The sequence below is a fragment of the Pseudomonas sp. B14-6 genome (assembly GCF_013260315.1).
Classification (GTDB): Bacteria; Pseudomonadota; Gammaproteobacteria; order Pseudomonadales; family Pseudomonadaceae; genus Aquipseudomonas; species Aquipseudomonas mandelii.
The window spans coordinates 3,820,714-3,835,883 of record NZ_CP053929.1; the positions used below are offsets into that span (position 1 = coordinate 3,820,714).

At 54.3% G+C, this 15,170-nt stretch carries 29 protein-coding genes; all 29 read right to left on the reverse strand.

The features are described 5' to 3' along the window. Window positions 1-109: 109 nt before the first annotated feature. Window positions 110-496 carry a 50S ribosomal protein L17 gene (gene rplQ, locus HP062_RS17510; protein ID WP_008145500.1) on the reverse strand — a complete coding sequence of 129 codons (387 nt, stop codon included), beginning with the start codon at window positions 494-496 and terminating at the stop codon, window positions 110-112. Between the two features lie 42 nt (window positions 497-538). Continuing rightward, on the reverse strand, window positions 539-1,540 hold the full coding sequence (gene rpoA / locus HP062_RS17515) for a DNA-directed RNA polymerase subunit alpha (protein ID WP_003176403.1): 1,002 nt from the start codon (window positions 1,538-1,540) through the stop codon (window positions 539-541). A 22-nt stretch (window positions 1,541-1,562) separates the two neighbouring features. Next, window positions 1,563-2,183, reverse strand: coding sequence for a 30S ribosomal protein S4 (gene rpsD / locus HP062_RS17520; protein ID WP_003210056.1), 621 nt, complete (start codon window positions 2,181-2,183; stop codon window positions 1,563-1,565). Window positions 2,184-2,201: 18 nt separating this feature from the next. Beyond that, window positions 2,202-2,591, reverse strand: a complete 390-nt coding sequence (gene rpsK / locus HP062_RS17525; protein ID WP_002555466.1) for a 30S ribosomal protein S11 — start codon at window positions 2,589-2,591, stop codon at window positions 2,202-2,204. Between the two features lie 30 nt (window positions 2,592-2,621). After that, window positions 2,622-2,978, reverse strand: a complete 357-nt coding sequence (rpsM, locus tag HP062_RS17530) for a 30S ribosomal protein S13 (protein WP_003186020.1) — start codon at window positions 2,976-2,978, stop codon at window positions 2,622-2,624. A 130-nt stretch (window positions 2,979-3,108) separates the two neighbouring features. Beyond that, the gene (rpmJ, locus tag HP062_RS17535; protein WP_002555468.1) at window positions 3,109-3,225 is read right to left on the reverse strand and encodes a 50S ribosomal protein L36; all 117 of its coding nucleotides are present in this window, start codon (window positions 3,223-3,225) and stop codon (window positions 3,109-3,111) included. A gap of 27 nt (window positions 3,226-3,252) precedes the next feature. Then, window positions 3,253-4,581 (reverse strand): preprotein translocase subunit SecY, encoded by a 1,329-nt coding sequence (gene secY / locus HP062_RS17540; RefSeq protein WP_007896784.1) that lies wholly within the window; start codon window positions 4,579-4,581, stop codon window positions 3,253-3,255. Continuing rightward, window positions 4,582-5,019, reverse strand: a complete 438-nt coding sequence (gene rplO, locus HP062_RS17545) for a 50S ribosomal protein L15 (RefSeq protein WP_010467269.1) — start codon at window positions 5,017-5,019, stop codon at window positions 4,582-4,584. 3 nt (window positions 5,020-5,022) lie between these two features. Continuing rightward, window positions 5,023-5,199 carry a 50S ribosomal protein L30 gene (gene rpmD / locus HP062_RS17550; protein WP_003186033.1) on the reverse strand — a complete coding sequence of 59 codons (177 nt, stop codon included), beginning with the start codon at window positions 5,197-5,199 and terminating at the stop codon, window positions 5,023-5,025. 2 nt (window positions 5,200-5,201) lie between these two features. Further along, window positions 5,202-5,702 (reverse strand): 30S ribosomal protein S5, encoded by a 501-nt coding sequence (gene rpsE, locus HP062_RS17555; RefSeq protein WP_007943782.1) that lies wholly within the window; start codon window positions 5,700-5,702, stop codon window positions 5,202-5,204. Between the two features lie 3 nt (window positions 5,703-5,705). After that, window positions 5,706-6,056 carry a 50S ribosomal protein L18 gene (rplR, locus tag HP062_RS17560; protein WP_003186037.1) on the reverse strand — a complete coding sequence of 117 codons (351 nt, stop codon included), beginning with the start codon at window positions 6,054-6,056 and terminating at the stop codon, window positions 5,706-5,708. A 10-nt stretch (window positions 6,057-6,066) separates the two neighbouring features. After that, window positions 6,067-6,600, reverse strand: coding sequence for a 50S ribosomal protein L6 (gene rplF / locus HP062_RS17565; protein WP_003176412.1), 534 nt, complete (start codon window positions 6,598-6,600; stop codon window positions 6,067-6,069). A gap of 12 nt (window positions 6,601-6,612) precedes the next feature. After that, a complete protein-coding gene (gene rpsH, locus HP062_RS17570; protein WP_003186040.1) occupies window positions 6,613-7,005 on the reverse strand; it encodes a 30S ribosomal protein S8 in 393 nt (130 codons plus the stop codon). Between the two features lie 209 nt (window positions 7,006-7,214). Further along, window positions 7,215-7,520 (reverse strand): 30S ribosomal protein S14, encoded by a 306-nt coding sequence (gene rpsN / locus HP062_RS17575; protein WP_003176414.1) that lies wholly within the window; start codon window positions 7,518-7,520, stop codon window positions 7,215-7,217. 13 nt (window positions 7,521-7,533) lie between these two features. Next, window positions 7,534-8,073 (reverse strand): 50S ribosomal protein L5, encoded by a 540-nt coding sequence (gene rplE, locus HP062_RS17580; RefSeq protein WP_003176415.1) that lies wholly within the window; start codon window positions 8,071-8,073, stop codon window positions 7,534-7,536. A gap of 20 nt (window positions 8,074-8,093) precedes the next feature. Next, window positions 8,094-8,408 (reverse strand): 50S ribosomal protein L24, encoded by a 315-nt coding sequence (gene rplX, locus HP062_RS17585; protein ID WP_003176416.1) that lies wholly within the window; start codon window positions 8,406-8,408, stop codon window positions 8,094-8,096. Between the two features lie 11 nt (window positions 8,409-8,419). Then, complete coding sequence (gene rplN / locus HP062_RS17590; RefSeq protein ID WP_002555479.1) at window positions 8,420-8,788, reverse strand: 50S ribosomal protein L14; 369 nt, start codon at window positions 8,786-8,788, stop codon at window positions 8,420-8,422. 23 nt (window positions 8,789-8,811) lie between these two features. Continuing rightward, entirely contained in the window at window positions 8,812-9,078 is a 267-nt protein-coding gene (gene rpsQ / locus HP062_RS17595) for a 30S ribosomal protein S17 (RefSeq protein ID WP_003176419.1), read from the reverse strand. A gap of 2 nt (window positions 9,079-9,080) precedes the next feature. After that, a complete protein-coding gene (rpmC, locus tag HP062_RS17600) occupies window positions 9,081-9,272 on the reverse strand; it encodes a 50S ribosomal protein L29 (RefSeq protein WP_008030901.1) in 192 nt (63 codons plus the stop codon). Then, window positions 9,272-9,685 (reverse strand): 50S ribosomal protein L16, encoded by a 414-nt coding sequence (rplP, locus tag HP062_RS17605; RefSeq protein WP_007896757.1) that lies wholly within the window; start codon window positions 9,683-9,685, stop codon window positions 9,272-9,274. The genes rpmC and rplP overlap by 1 nt, the downstream gene beginning before the upstream one ends. Window positions 9,686-9,697: 12 nt before the next feature. Continuing rightward, window positions 9,698-10,384, reverse strand: coding sequence for a 30S ribosomal protein S3 (rpsC, locus tag HP062_RS17610; RefSeq protein ID WP_003176422.1), 687 nt, complete (start codon window positions 10,382-10,384; stop codon window positions 9,698-9,700). 13 nt (window positions 10,385-10,397) lie between these two features. Further along, window positions 10,398-10,730 carry a 50S ribosomal protein L22 gene (gene rplV / locus HP062_RS17615; protein WP_003103908.1) on the reverse strand — a complete coding sequence of 111 codons (333 nt, stop codon included), beginning with the start codon at window positions 10,728-10,730 and terminating at the stop codon, window positions 10,398-10,400. Window positions 10,731-10,743: 13 nt separating this feature from the next. Next, a complete protein-coding gene (gene rpsS, locus HP062_RS17620; protein ID WP_002555486.1) occupies window positions 10,744-11,019 on the reverse strand; it encodes a 30S ribosomal protein S19 in 276 nt (91 codons plus the stop codon). A gap of 16 nt (window positions 11,020-11,035) precedes the next feature. Next, window positions 11,036-11,860, reverse strand: coding sequence for a 50S ribosomal protein L2 (gene rplB / locus HP062_RS17625; RefSeq protein WP_003176423.1), 825 nt, complete (start codon window positions 11,858-11,860; stop codon window positions 11,036-11,038). 14 nt (window positions 11,861-11,874) lie between these two features. Beyond that, entirely contained in the window at window positions 11,875-12,174 is a 300-nt protein-coding gene (gene rplW / locus HP062_RS17630) for a 50S ribosomal protein L23 (protein ID WP_002555488.1), read from the reverse strand. After that, entirely contained in the window at window positions 12,171-12,773 is a 603-nt protein-coding gene (gene rplD, locus HP062_RS17635; protein ID WP_007896707.1) for a 50S ribosomal protein L4, read from the reverse strand. Before rplD ends, rplW begins: the two co-directional genes overlap by 4 nt. A 12-nt stretch (window positions 12,774-12,785) precedes the next feature. Beyond that, window positions 12,786-13,421 (reverse strand): 50S ribosomal protein L3, encoded by a 636-nt coding sequence (gene rplC, locus HP062_RS17640; RefSeq protein WP_003186059.1) that lies wholly within the window; start codon window positions 13,419-13,421, stop codon window positions 12,786-12,788. Between the two features lie 80 nt (window positions 13,422-13,501). Continuing rightward, entirely contained in the window at window positions 13,502-13,813 is a 312-nt protein-coding gene (rpsJ, locus tag HP062_RS17645) for a 30S ribosomal protein S10 (RefSeq protein WP_003186070.1), read from the reverse strand. 156 nt (window positions 13,814-13,969) lie between these two features. Next, on the reverse strand, window positions 13,970-15,163 hold the full coding sequence (tuf, locus tag HP062_RS17650) for an elongation factor Tu (protein ID WP_007896660.1): 1,194 nt from the start codon (window positions 15,161-15,163) through the stop codon (window positions 13,970-13,972). Window positions 15,164-15,170: the final 7 nt, after the last annotated feature.

Here is a 15,170-nt window from a genome sequence, read left to right on the forward strand (position 1 = left end):
CGATAGAAAATTACTAATTACCTTTCTATTCATGCATTGATGGCAATGCTTTTCGAGCGCGCACAAAAAACCGGGCACTAGGCCCGGTTCTTCGTTTCAGACTGACGTCTTACTCAGCGGATACAGCTTCACCACCGGCAGGACGATCAACCAACTCGACATACGCCATAGGCGCGTTGTCGCCAGTGCGGAAACCGCACTTGAGGATGCGCAGGTAGCCACCCTCACGGGTAGCGTAACGCTTGCCCAGGTCGTTGAAGAGCTTACCAACGATAGCTTTCGAACGAGTACGGTCGAAAGCCAGACGGCGGTTAGCCAGGCTGTCTGTCTTGGCCAAAGTGATCAGCGGCTCAGCAACGCGACGCAGTTCTTTAGCTTTTGGCAGTGTAGTTTTGATCAGCTCGTGCTCGAACAGCGACACCGCCATGTTTTGAAACATGGCCTTGCGGTGCGAGCTGGTGCGGCTCAGGTGACGACCACTTTTACGATGACGCATGGTTCATTCCTTACCAAACACAACGTTCGGTGATTACGACGATCAGGCAGTCGCCTTGTCGTCCTTCTTAAGACTTGCAGGCGGCCAGTTGTCGAGGCGCATGCCGAGGGACAGACCGCGGGAGGCCAGAACGTCCTTGATTTCAGTCAAGGATTTCTTGCCAAGGTTCGGAGTCTTCAACAGCTCTACTTCGGTACGCTGAATCAGGTCACCGATGTAGTAGATGTTTTCCGCCTTAAGGCAGTTAGCCGAACGTACAGTCAGTTCCAGATCGTCAACCGGGCGAAGCAGGATCGGATCGATCTCGTCTTCCTGCTCGATAACCACTGGCTCACTGTCACCTTTGAGGTCGACGAACGCAGCCAGCTGCTGTTGCAGAATGGTTGCAGCGCGGCGGATAGCCTCTTCAGGATCCAGGGTACCGTTGGTTTCCAGATCAATAACCAGCTTGTCCAGGTTAGTACGCTGCTCGACACGGGCGTTTTCCACCACGTATGCGATACGGCGAACCGGGCTGAACGAAGAGTCAAGCTGCAAGCGACCGATGCTGCGGCTTTCGTCTTCATCGCTCTGACGCGAGTCTGCCGGTTCATAACCACGACCACGAGCTACGGTGAGCTTCATGTTCAGGGCGCCGTTAGACGCCAGGTTAGCGATTACGTGATCGGGGTTAACGATCTCGACATCATGATCCAGCTGAATATCGGCAGCGGTAACCACCCCCGAACCCTTCTTCGACAAGGTCAGCGTAACTTCGTCACGACCGTGCAGCTTGATAGCCAGACCTTTAAGGTTCAACAGGATTTCAATTACGTCTTCCTGTACGCCTTCGATGGCGCTGTACTCATGGAGCACACCGTCAATCTCGGCCTCGACTACTGCACAGCCGGGCATTGAGGACAACAGGATGCGTCGCAGCGCGTTGCCCAGGGTGTGGCCGAAACCACGCTCGAGAGGCTCGAGAGTGATCTTGGCGCGGGTTGGACTGACAACCTGCACATCAATATGGCGGGGTGTCAGGAACTCATTTACCGAAATCTGCATGGATGCACCTATTTTCTAGCCCTTACTTGGAGTAGAGCTCGACAATCAGGCTTTCGTTGATGTCGGCGGACAGATCACTGCGAGCAGGAACGTTCTTGAAAACGCCCGACTTCTTCTCAGTGTCTACTTCTACCCATTCTACGCGGCCACGTTGGGCACACAGATCGAGAGCTTGGACAATGCGAAGTTGGTTCTTTGCTTTCTCGCGAATCGCGACCACGTCACCAGCACGAACCTGGTAGGACGGTACGTTTACGGTCTGACCGTTAACGCTGACGGATTTGTGCGATACCAGCTGACGGGATTCGGCACGAGTAGAGCCAAAACCCATACGGTATACAACGTTGTCCAGACGGCATTCGAGCAGTTGCAGCAGGTTTTCACCGGTTGCACCTTTCTTGCCAGCAGCTTCTTTGTAGTAGCCGCTGAATTGACGCTCGAGAACGCCGTAGATACGACGGACCTTCTGCTTTTCACGCAGTTGGGTGCCGTAATCGGACTGGCGACCGCGGCGTTGGCCGTGGATACCAGGTGCTGCTTCGATGTTGCACTTCGATTCGATCGCGCGCACGCCGCTCTTCAGAAAGAGATCGGTGCCTTCGCGACGAGCGAGTTTGCATTTTGGACCAATGTAACGAGCCATTCTTTACAATCTCCTGGATTACACGCGGCGCTTCTTCGGCGGACGGCACCCGTTGTGCGGGATTGGCGTCACGTCGGTGATGCTGGCGATCTTGTAGCCACAGCCGTTCAAAGCGCGGACTGCAGATTCACGACCTGGGCCTGGACCTTTGACGTTAACGTCGAGGTTTTTCAGACCGTATTCCAGCGCAGCTTGACCAGCACGTTCAGCAGCTACTTGAGCAGCAAACGGGGTGGACTTGCGGGAACCGCGGAAACCCGAACCACCGGAGGTAGCCCAGGAAAGAGCGTTGCCTTGACGGTCGGTGATGGTCACGATTGTGTTGTTAAAAGATGCATGGATGTGGGCGATGCCATCAACCACTGTCTTTTTAACTTTTTTACGAGGACGAGCAGCAGGTTTAGCCATGATTAATTTCCTGTCGATTCGCTGGGGCGATTACTTGCGGATCGGCTTACGCGGACCTTTACGGGTACGCGCGTTAGTCTTGGTACGCTGACCGCGCACTGGAAGACCACGACGATGACGCAGACCGCGATAGCAACCGAGGTCCATCAAACGCTTGATTTTCATGTTGATTTCGCGACGCAGGTCACCTTCAGTGGTGAACTTCGCCACTTCGCCACGCAGCTGTTCAATCTGCTCGTCGCTCAGATCCTTGATCTTTGCGGCTGGGTTTACCCCAGTCACTGCACAGATCTTCTGCGCAGTAGTGCGACCAACACCATAGATGTAGGTCAGCGAGATAACAGTATGCTTGTTATCTGGAATGTTAACGCCTGCAATACGGGCCATTCAGTGGGACTCCAATTGACAGCTACCTACGCCCCGGAAGCCAAGAAATAGGGCGCGAGATAATATCGCTGTAATAACAAATAATCAACCCGGTAGCGCACTAGCTACCGGGCTTGAAGCACAATCACACTCAGCCTTGGCGCTGTTTGTGACGCGGTTCCGCGCTGCAAATTACTCGAACAACACCTTCGCGGCGAATAATCTTGCAGTTGCGGCACAGCTTTTTCACCGATGCACGAACTTTCATCACCAACTCCTCGAACCTTATGGGTACTCAGCGCAACATGCCGCTGCCGTAACCCTTCAGGTTGGCTTTCTTCATCAGGGATTCGTACTGGTGCGAAACGAGGTGCGATTGTACTTGGGACATGAAGTCCATCACAACCACGACGACGATCAGCAACGAGGTCCCGCCAAGGTAGAACGGAACGTTTGCTGCAACCACCAGGAACTGGGGCAACAGGCATACGGCCGTCATATATAGAGCACCGAACAGGGTCAAACGAGTCAGAACGCCATCAATGTAGCGCGCAGACTGCTCACCTGGACGGATGCCCGGAATAAAGGCACCGGACTTCTTCAGGTTTTCCGCTACGTCTTTCGGATTGAACATCAACGCCGTATAGAAGAAGCAGAAGAAAATAATCCCTGCACTAAACAGCAGAATATTCAACGGCTGACCAGGAGCGATCGACTGCGAGATGTCCTGCAGCCAGCCCATACCTTCAGACTGACCGAACCAGGTACCCAACGAAGCCGGGAACAGCAAAATGCTGCTCGCGAAAATGGCCGGAATAACACCGGCCATGTTCACCTTCAACGGCAAGTGGCTAGTCTGCGCAGCAAAGACCTTACGACCCTGCTGACGCTTGGCGTAATGAACAGCAATACGACGCTGACCACGCTCAATGAACACCACAAAACCGATAATCGCTACTGCCAGCAAACCGATGGCAACCAAGGCAAAAATGTTGATATCACCCTGACGCGCAGACTCGAAAGACTGCCCGATCGCTCTCGGAAGACCGGCGACGATACCTGCGAAAATCAACATCGAGATACCGTTGCCAACACCACGCTCAGTAATCTGCTCACCCAGCCACATCATGAACATCGCACCAGCCACAAACGTGGATACCGCGACGAAATGGAAGCCAAAGTCACCAGTGAACGCAACGCCCTGCCCCGCCAGACCAATGGACATGCCAATTGCCTGAACGAGAGCGAGGACGACAGTGCCGTAGCGGGTGTACTGGGCAATCTTGCGACGCCCAGCTTCACCTTCCTTCTTCAACTGCTCCAGCTGCGGGCTGACGGCTGTCATCAGTTGCATGATGATCGATGCCGAAATGTACGGCATGATCCCCAGTGCAAAGATACTCATCCGCTCCAGCGCGCCGCCGGAAAACATGTTGAACAAGCTAAGAATGGTCCCCTCATTCTGTCGAAACAGGTCCGCGAGTCGGTCCGGGTTGATACCTGGAACCGGGATGTGTGCGCCTATTCGGTAGACGATAATCGCCAGGAACAGAAAACGCAGACGAGCCCAGAGTTCAGACATACCGCCTTTGCCGAGCGCAGAGAGAGCACCTTGCTTAGCCATTTATTCCTCGAACTTGCCGCCAGCTGCTTCGATAGCCGAACGCGCACCTTTGGTGGCGCCGATTCCCTTTCCGATGGTAACAGCGCGAGTAACTTCGCCGGACAGCATGATTTTCACACGCTGTACGTTGACGTTGATCACGTTGGCATCTTTCAGGGACTGCACAGTGACGATGTCGCCTTCCACTTTAGCCAGCTCGGACAGACGCACTTCTGCGCGGTCCATGGCCTTCAGGGAAACGAAACCGAACTTTGGCAGGCGACGATGCAGCGGCTGTTGACCGCCTTCAAAGCCTGGAGCAATGGTGCCACCGGAGCGGGAGGACTGACCTTTGTGGCCACGGCCACCGGTCTTGCCCAAACCACTACCGATACCACGGCCCGGACGATGCTTTTCGCGACGGGAACCCGGCGCTGGACTCAGATCATTGAGTTTCATCGATTAACCCTCGACACGCAGCATGTAGTAAGCCTTGTTGATCATCCCGCGATTCTCGGGAGTATCAAGTACTTCTACAGTGTGACCGATGCGACGCAGACCCAGACCCTTAACGCACAGTTTGTGGTTAGGGATGCGGCCGGTCATGCTTTTGATCAGCGTAACTTTAACGGTAGCCATGATCAGAAGATCTCCTTGACGCTTTTGCCACGCTTGGCGGCAATGGATTCAGGAGACTGCATAGCTTTCAAACCTTTGAAAGTGGCGTGAACCACGTTTACCGGGTTAGTCGAGCCGTAGCACTTGGCCAGAACGTTCTGAACGCCAGCAACTTCGAGGACAGCACGCATAGCGCCGCCAGCGATGATACCGGTACCTTCAGAAGCAGGCTGCATGTACACCTTCGAAGCGCCGTGACCGGACTTCATTGCGTACTGCAGAGTGGTGCCGTTCAGATCAACTTGGATCATGTTGCGACGAGCAGCTTCCATTGCCTTCTGGATCGCAGCAGGCACTTCACGTGACTTGCCACGGCCGAAGCCAACACGCCCTTTACCATCACCTACCACGGTCAACGCGGTGAAAGTGAAGATACGGCCGCCTTTAACGGTTTTGGCTACGCGGTTAACTTGAACCAGCTTCTCAATGTAGCCTTCGTCGCGCTTTTGGTCGTTATTTGACATAACTTAGAACTCCAGCCCAGCTTCACGAGCAGCATCAGCCAGCGCCTTGACGCGGCCGTGGTACTTGAAGCCAGAGCGGTCGAAAGCCACCTGCGAGACGCCAGCGGCTTTTGCACGCGTAGCGACCAGCTGGCCAACCTTAGTGGCCGCGTCGATGTTGCCAGTGGCGCCATCACGCAGTTCTTTATCCAAAGTAGAGGCAGATGCCAGGACTTTGTTGCCGTCGGCCGAAATGACCTGGGCGTAGATGTGCTGCGACGAGCGGAACACGCAGAGACGCACGACTTCGAGTTCGTGCATTTTCAGGCGTGCTTTGCGAGCGCGACGCAGTCGAGTAACTTTTTTGTCGGTCATTTGCTATGCCCTACTTCTTCTTGGCTTCTTTACGACGGACGACTTCGTCCGCGTAGCGCACACCTTTGCCTTTGTACGGCTCTGGTGGACGGAAGTCGCGGATCTCGGCGGCCACTTGACCTACCAGCTGCTTATCGATGCCCTTGATCAGGATATCGGTCTGGCTAGGAGTCTCAGCGGTGATGCCTTCCGGCAGTTCATAATCCACTGGGTGCGAGAAGCCAAGAGCCAGGTTCAGCACTGTGCCTTTTGCTTGCGCTTTGTAACCAACACCGACCAGCTGGAGCTTACGCTCGAAGCCTTGGCTTACGCCTTGGACCATGTTGTTTACCAACGCACGAGTGGTACCAGCCATTGCGCGAGTTTGTTGATCGCCATTGCGAGCAGCGAAACGCAGCTCACCAGCTTCTTCAACGATCTCAACGGACGAATGGATGTTCAGTTCGAGAGTGCCCTTGGCACCCTTCACCGAAAGCTGTTGGCCTGCGAATTTTACTTCGACACCGGCTGGCAGCTTAACGGGGTTCTTAGCGACGCGTGACATGCTTATCCCCCCTTAGAACACAGTGCAAAGAACTTCGCCGCCGACACCGGCAGCGCGCGCAGCACGATCCGTCATCACACCTTTGTTGGTGGAGACGATAGACACACCGAGACCGCCACGAACTTTTGGCAGATCATCGACGGACTTGTACTGACGCAGGCCTGGACGGCTAACGCGCTTCACTTCCTCGATGACCGGACGGCCTTCGAAGTACTTCAGCTCGATGGACAGCAGTGGCTTGATTTCGCTGCTGATCTGATAACCCGCAATGTAACCTTCGTCCTTCAGGACTTTGGCAACAGCTACCTTCAAAGTAGAAGATGGCATGCTTACGACGGACTTTTCAGCCATCTGGGCATTACGGATTCGAGTTAGCATGTCCGCTAACGGGTCCTGCATACTCATGGGCTAGACGCTCCTAATACAAAAAAATTAGCCTTGCGGCTACTACTTGTCGCCGAGCTCATCCATGCGGAAAAAGCACGGGCTCAGGCGAGCCGGGTATTCTAGACACACCCCACAAATGAATCAAGCCCCAAAAGGGGCTTGATTCAAGTTCAAGGTCACCGGTGGTCAGGATCTTGCGATCCCGAACACCGAGACTTTGATAGTGCTTACCAGCTGGCTTTAACCAGACCAGGTACGTCACCACGCATTGCAGCTTCACGCAGTTTGTTACGGCCGAGGCCGAACTTGCGGTAAACGCCGTGTGGACGACCGGTCAGGCGGCAGCGGTTACGCATGCGCGAGGCGCTTGCGTCACGTGGCTGCTTCTGCAGAGCAACTGTAGCTTCCCAACGCGCTTCTGGACTTGCGTTCAGATCAACGATGATTGCTTTCAGTGCTGCACGCTTTTTGGCGTACTTGGCAACCGTGAGCTGACGCTTCAGCTCGCGGTTTTTCATGCTCATCTTGGCCATTTTCCTACTCCAATCAGTTGCGGAACGGGAATTTGAAAGCACGCAGCAGCGCGCGACCTTCATCATCGTTCTTGGCAGTGGTGGTCAGGGTAATGTCCAGACCGCGGAGAGCATCGATCTTGTCGTAGTCGATTTCCGGGAAGATGATCTGCTCTTTTACGCCCATGCTGTAGTTACCACGACCATCGAAGGACTTGGCATTCAGGCCGCGGAAGTCGCGAACCCGAGGCAGGGAGATCGACAGCAGACGATCCAGGAATTCGTACATACGCTCACGGCGCAGAGTCACTTTGACGCCGATCGGCCAACCTTCACGGACTTTAAAGCCAGCGATGGATTTCCGAGCGTAAGTCACAACGACTTTCTGACCGGTGATCTTTTCCAGGTCGGCAACAGCGTGCTCGATGACTTTTTTGTCACCGACAGCTTCGCCCAGACCCATGTTCAGGGTGATTTTGGTAACGCGTGGAACTTCCATCACGTTCGAAAGCTTAAGTTCTTCCTTAAGCTTCGGTGCGATTTCCTTCCAGTAAATCTCTTTTAGTCGTGCCATGGTCTTCTACCTAGCAGTGTTCAAGCATCAACCGCTTTTTGGGTCGACTTGAAGACACGAATTTTCTTGCCGTCTTCTACTTTGAAACCAACGCGGTCAGCCTTGTTGGTTTCGCCGTTGAAAATGGCGACGTTAGAAGCGTCCAGTGGAGCTTCTTTTTCGACGATACCGCCTTGTACGCCCGACATCGGGTTAGGCTTGGTATGACGCTTAACCAGGTTCAGACCACCAATAACCAGACGGTTATTAGCGAGAACCTTAAGCACCTTACCGCGCTTACCTTTGTCTTTGCCGGCGATCACGATGATCTCGTCGTCACGACGAATCTTTTGCATGTCGGATCTCCTTACAGCACTTCTGGGGCGAGCGAGACGATCTTCATGAACTTCTCAGTACGAAGTTCACGGGTCACTGGCCCAAAGATACGGGTGCCGATCGGCTCTTGCTTGTTGTTCAGAAGAACAGCAGCGTTGCCATCAAAGCGGATAATGGAGCCATCAGCACGGCGTACGCCGTGACGAGTGCGGACTACAACAGCAGTCATCACTTGGCCTTTTTTCACTTTACCGCGAGGAATTGCTTCCTTGACGGTAACTTTGATGATGTCACCGATACCAGCGTAACGACGATGGGAGCCACCCAGCACCTTGATGCACATAACACGGCGAGCGCCAGAGTTATCGGCCACATCGAGCATGGATTGAGTCTGAATCATATAATTTCTCCGACCCCTAGTCCTTAGACTTCCACAGCGCGTTCGAGAACATCAACCAGCGCCCAAGACTTAGTCTTGGCCAAAGGACGAGTTTCACGAATAGTGACTTTGTCGCCGATGTGGCACTGATTGGTTTCGTCGTGCGCGTGCAGCTTAGTCGAACGCTTAACGTATTTACCGTAGATCGGGTGCTTAACGCGACGCTCGATCAGAACGGTGATGGTCTTGTCCATTTTGTCGCTGACAACACGGCCAGTCAGCGTACGGACGGTTTTTTCGGCTTCAGCCATGATTACTTACCTGCCTGCTGTTTGAGCACAGTCTTCACGCGAGCGATGTCACGCTTAACTTGCCGGAGCAGGTGAGACTGCCCCAACTGGCCAGTTGCTTTCTGCATGCGCAGATTGAACTGGTCGCGCAGCAGGCCGAGCAGTTGCTCGTTAAGCTGCGGCGCGTCTTTTTCACGAAGTTCATTCGCTTTCATCACATCACCGTCCGTTTAACAAAAGCGGTGGCGAGCGGCAGCTTTGCAGCAGCCAGGGCAAAAGCCTCACGCGCCAGCTCTTCAGAAACGCCCTCGATTTCATACAGGACTTTGCCTGGCTGAATCTGGGCTACCCAGTACTCCACACTACCCTTACCTTTACCCATCCGAACTTCGAGTGGTTTTTTGGAGATAGGCTTGTCCGGGAATACACGGATCCAGATCTTGCCGCCACGTTTAACGTGACGGGTCAGAGCACGACGCGCTGACTCGATCTGACGAGCGGTGAGACGACCACGAGCTACAGACTTCAGCGCGAACTCGCCGAAGCTGACTTTGCTACCGCGCTGAGCCAGACCACGGTTGTGGCCTGTCATCTGCTTGCGGAACTTCGTACGCTTTGGTTGCAACATTTGGCGTACCCCTTACTTAGCAGCTTTTTTACGAGGCGCTGGTGCTTGTGGTTTCAGTTCTTCTTGGCGACCACCAATTACTTCGCCTTTGAAGATCCAAACCTTTACACCGATCACACCGTAAGTGGTGTGAGCTTCGTAGTTGGCATAGTCGATGTCGGCACGCAGGGTGTGCAGTGGCACACGACCTTCGCGATACCATTCAGTACGTGCGATTTCAGCACCGCCGAGACGACCGCTCACTTGGATTTTGATGCCTTTGGCACCAATGCGCATGGCGTTTTGTACAGCGCGCTTCATAGCGCGACGGAACATTACGCGACGCTCCAGCTGCTGAGCTACGCTCTGCGCAACCAACATACCGTCGAGTTCCGGCTTGCGGATTTCTTCGATATTGATGTGCACAGGCACACCCATTTGTTTGGTCAGGTCCTGACGCAGTTTCTCAACATCTTCACCTTTCTTCCCGATAACGATACCTGGACGAGCGGTGTGGATGGTGATACGTGCAGTTTGAGCCGGACGATGGATATCGATACGGCTTACGGACGCGCTTTTTAGTTTGTCTTGGAGATACTCACGCACCTTCAGATCAGCGAACAAATAGTCCGCATAAGTCCGACCGTCTGCGTACCAGACGGAGGTGTGTTCCTTGACGATTCCCAGGCGAATGCCAATGGGATGTACTTTCTGACCCATCTCTTCGACTCCGTTACTTGTCAGCAACCTTGACAGTGATATGGCAAGACCGCTTGACGATGCGATCAGCACGGCCTTTGGCACGTGGCATGATTCGCTTCAGCGAACGCCCTTCGTTGACGAAAACGGTGCTGACCTTGAGGTCATCAACGTCTGCGCCTTCGTTATGCTCGGCGTTGGCTACGGCCGACTCCAGCACTTTCTTCATGATCTCGGCGGCTTTCTTACTGCTGAAAGCCAACAGGTTGAGCGCTTCGCCCACCTTCTTCCCGCGGATCTGGTCGGCGACCAAGCGGGCTTTCTGGGCGGAGATTCGAGCGCCCGACAACTTAGCGGCTACTTCCATCGTTCCTTACCCCTTAACGCTTGGCTTTCTTGTCTGCCACGTGCCCACGATATGTGCGGGTACCGGCAAACTCGCCTAGTTTGTGGCCGACCATGTCTTCGTTCACGAGAACTGGAACATGTTGACGACCGTTATGAACTGCAATGGTCAGACCGACCATTTGTGGCAGGATCATCGAACGACGCGACCAGGTTTTAACTGGTTTGCGATCGTTCTTTTCCGCCGCCACTTCGATCTTCTTCAGTAGGTGAAGATCAATAAAAGGACCTTTTTTCAGAGAACGTGGCACTGTCGTATCCCTCTATTTACTTGCGACGACGGACGATCATTTTGTCGGTACGCTTATTACCACGAGTCTTCGCGCCCTTAGTCGGGAAGCCCCATGGCGATACCGGATGACGACCACCAGAGGTACGACCTTCACCACCACCATGTGGGTGGTCAACCGGGTTCATGGCAACACCACGAACGGTTGGGCGAACGCCACGCCAGCGTTTGGCACCAGCTTTACCCAGCGAACGCAGGCTGTGCTCGGAGTTCGAGACTTCACCCAGGGTCGCGCGGCATTCAGCCAGCACTTTACGCATCTCACCAGAACGCAGACGCAGGGTCACGTAGACACCTTCACGAGCGATCAGCTGAGCCGAAGCACCAGCGGAACGAGCGATTTGCGCGCCTTTACCTGGCTTCAATTCGATGCCGTGTACGGTGCTACCAACTGGAATGTTACGCAGTTGCAGAGCGTTGCCCGGCTTGATCGGCGCCAAAGCACCTGCGATCAGCTGGTCGCCAGCACTCACGCCTTTAGGGGCGATGATGTAGCGACGCTCGCCATCTGCGTACAGCAGCAGAGCGATGTGAGCAGTACGGTTTGGATCGTATTCGATACGCTCGACAGTGGCAGAGATGCCATCTTTGTCGTTGCGACGGAAATCGACCAGACGATAATGCTGCTTATGGCCACCACCGATGTGACGAGTGGTAATGCGACCATTGTTGTTACGACCACCAGTCTTCGATTTTTTCTCGAGCAGCGGTGCGTGAGGAGCGCCTTTATGCAGCTCCTGGTTGACCACCTTGACCACAAAACGGCGGCCAGGGGAAGTCGGTTTGCATTTAACGATTGCCATGATGCACCCCTTCCTTACTCAGCACTGCTGCTGAAATCGAGATCTTGGCCTGGCTGAAGGGAGATAACTGCCTTCTTCCAGTCATTACGCTTGCCCAGACCGCGAGCAGTGCGCTTGCTCTTACCCAGAACATTCAGGGTAGTAACACGCTCTACTTTCACGCTGAACAGGCTTTCGACGGCCTTCTTGATTTCCAGCTTGGTTGCGTCAGTTGCAACCTTGAAAACGAACTGGCCTTTCTTGTCAGCCAGAACCGTAGCCTTCTCGGAAACGTGCGGGCCAAGCAGAACTTTAAATACGCGTTCCTGGTTCATCCCAGCAGCTCCTCGAATTTCTTCACGGCCGACACGGTGATCAACACCTTGTCGTATGCGATCAGACTAACTGGATCGGAACCCTGCACGTCACGTACATCAACGTGTGGCAGGTTACGAGCAGCCAGGTACAGGTTCTGATCAACTACTTCAGACACGATCAAGACGTCAGTCAGGCCCATGCCGGTCAGTTTGTTCAGCAGATCTTTGGTCTTCGGTGCATCAACAGCGAAGTCCTGAACCACAACCAGACGATCAGTACGCACCAGCTCAGCAAGGATGGAACGCATTGCTGCGCGATACATCTTCTTGTTCAGCTTCTGGGTGTGATCCTGAGGACGAGCTGCGAAAGTGGTACCGCCGCCACGCCAGATTGGGCTACGGATAGTACCGGCACGAGCACGGCCAGTACCTTTCTGACGCCATGGGCGCTTACCGCCACCACGAACGTCGGAACGGGTCTTTTGCTGCTTGCTACCTTGACGGCCGCCGGCCATGTAGGCCACGACTGCTTGGTGAACCAGCGTCTCGTTGAATTCGCCGCCAAATGTCAGTTCGGAAACTTCGATCGCTTGAGCGTCATTTACATTTAATTGCATGTCAGCTTCCCCTTAACCGCGAGCCTTGGCTGCTGGACGTACAACCAAGTTGCCGCCAGTAGCGCCAGGAACAGCGCCCTTGACCAACAACAGATTGCGTTCAGCGTCCACGCGCACTACTTCGAGGGACTGCACGGTCACGCGCTCAGCGCCCATATGACCGGACATTTTTTTGCCCTTGAATACACGACCAGGAGTCTGGCACTGGCCGATAGAGCCTGGAACGCGGTGGGACACGGAGTTACCGTGGGTATTATCTTGCCCGCGGAAGTTCCAACGCTTGATCGTACCCTGGAAGCCTTTACCCTTGGACTGACCGGTTACATCAACCAGTTGACCAGCGGCGAAGATTTCAGCGTTGATCAGATCGCCGGCCTGGTACTCGCCTTCTTCAAGGCGGAATTCCATTACGGTACGACCAGCGGCAACGTTCGCTTTAGCGAAGTGGCCAGCTTGAGCAGCTGTAACACGCGAAGCACGACGCTCGCCTACAGTGACTTGCACTGCACGATAGCCATCGGTCTCTTCAGTTTTGAACTGGGTGACGCGATTCGGCTCGATCTCAATGACCGTGACCGGAATGGAGACACCTTCTTCGGTGAAAATACGGGTCATACCGCATTTACGACCGACTACACCAATAGTCATGTTGTAAACCTCATGAGTGTACGGGGCTTTCACCCGCTATGGCCGCCCATTTCAGAGCGTTACACGACTAAGACCGAGTCTTAGCCGAGGCTGATCTGTACTTCCACACCGGCCGCCAGATCAAGCTTCATAAGAGCATCAACGGTTTTATCCGTTGGCTGGACGATGTCCAGTACGCGCTTATGAGTACGGATCTCGTACTGGTCACGCGCGTCTTTGTTGACGTGCGGGGAGACCAGAACGGTGAACCGCTCTTTACGGGTAGGCAGTGGAATTGGACCACGCACTTGAGCACCAGTACGTTTCGCGGTTTCCACGATTTCCTGGGTGGATTGGTCGATCAGGCGATGGTCAAAAGCCTTCAACCTGATACGGATTTGCTGATTTTGCATTGGATTTCAGACTCCGGCTGCTATTCCCACCGAGCGCAATACGCCCGTTAAAAGGAGGCGCAATTCTATAGACGCCCCATATAGGTGTCAACCCAATAAAAAAGCCCCCGCTAAGCGGGGGCTTTTTCAATTCATCAAAGCCAACTCGAAAAGAGCTTACTCGATGATTTTGGCTACGACGCCAGCGCCGACGGTACGACCGCCTTCACGGATAGCGAAACGCAGACCGTCTTCCATTGCGATGGTCTTGATCAGGGTGACAACCATTTTGATGTTGTCGCCCGGCATTACCATTTCAACGCCTTCCGGCAGTTCGCAGTTACCAGTCACGTCAGTAGTACGGAAGTAGAACTGTGGACGGTAGCCTTTGAAGAACGGAGTGTGACGACCGCCTTCTTCTTTGCTCAGAACGTAGACTTCAGCTTCGAACTTGGTGTGCGGCTTGACCGAACCTGGCTTAACCAGAACCTGGCCACGCTCAACGTCGTCACGCTTGGTACCACGCAGCAGAACGCCGCAGTTCTCGCCAGCACGACCTTCGTCGAGCAGCTTACGGAACATTTCAACACCGGTGCAGGTGGTGACGGTAGTGTCACGCAGACCAACGATTTCCAGTGGATCCTGAACCTTGACGATACCGCGCTCGATACGGCCAGTTACAACAGTACCGCGACCGGAGATCGAGAATACGTCTTCGATTGGCATCAGGAACGGCTTGTCGATAACGCGAACTGGATCTGGAATGTAGCTGTCCAGAGTCTCAACCAGCTTACGAACGGCAGTGGTGCCCATTTCGTTGTCGTCTTGGCCGTTCAGAGCCATCAGAGCCGAACCGATGATGATCGGAGTGTCGTCACCTGGGAAGTCGTAAGTGCTCAGCAGGTCGCGCACTTCCATCTCAACCAGTTCCAGCAGCTCAGCGTCGTCAACCATGTCAGCCTTGTTCAGGAAGACAACGATGTACGGAACGCCAACCTGACGGGACAGCAGGATGTGCTCACGGGTTTGTGGCATCGGACCATCAGCGGCCGAGCAAACCAGGATAGCGCCGTCCATCTGAGCAGCACCGGTGATCATGTTCTTCACGTAGTCAGCGTGACCTGGGCAGTCAACGTGAGCGTAGTGACGGATCAGCGAGTTGTATTCAACGTGCGCGGTGTTGATGGTGATACCACGAGCCTTTTCTTCCGGAGCGCTGTCGATTTTGTCGAAAGCAACAACGGCCGAACCGAAAACTTCGGAGCAGACGCGAGTCAGAGCAGCGGTCAGCGTGGTTTTACCGTGGTCGACGTGACCGATGGTGCCAACGTTGACGTGCGGGAGGGTACGGTCAAATTTTTCTTTAGCCACGACAATT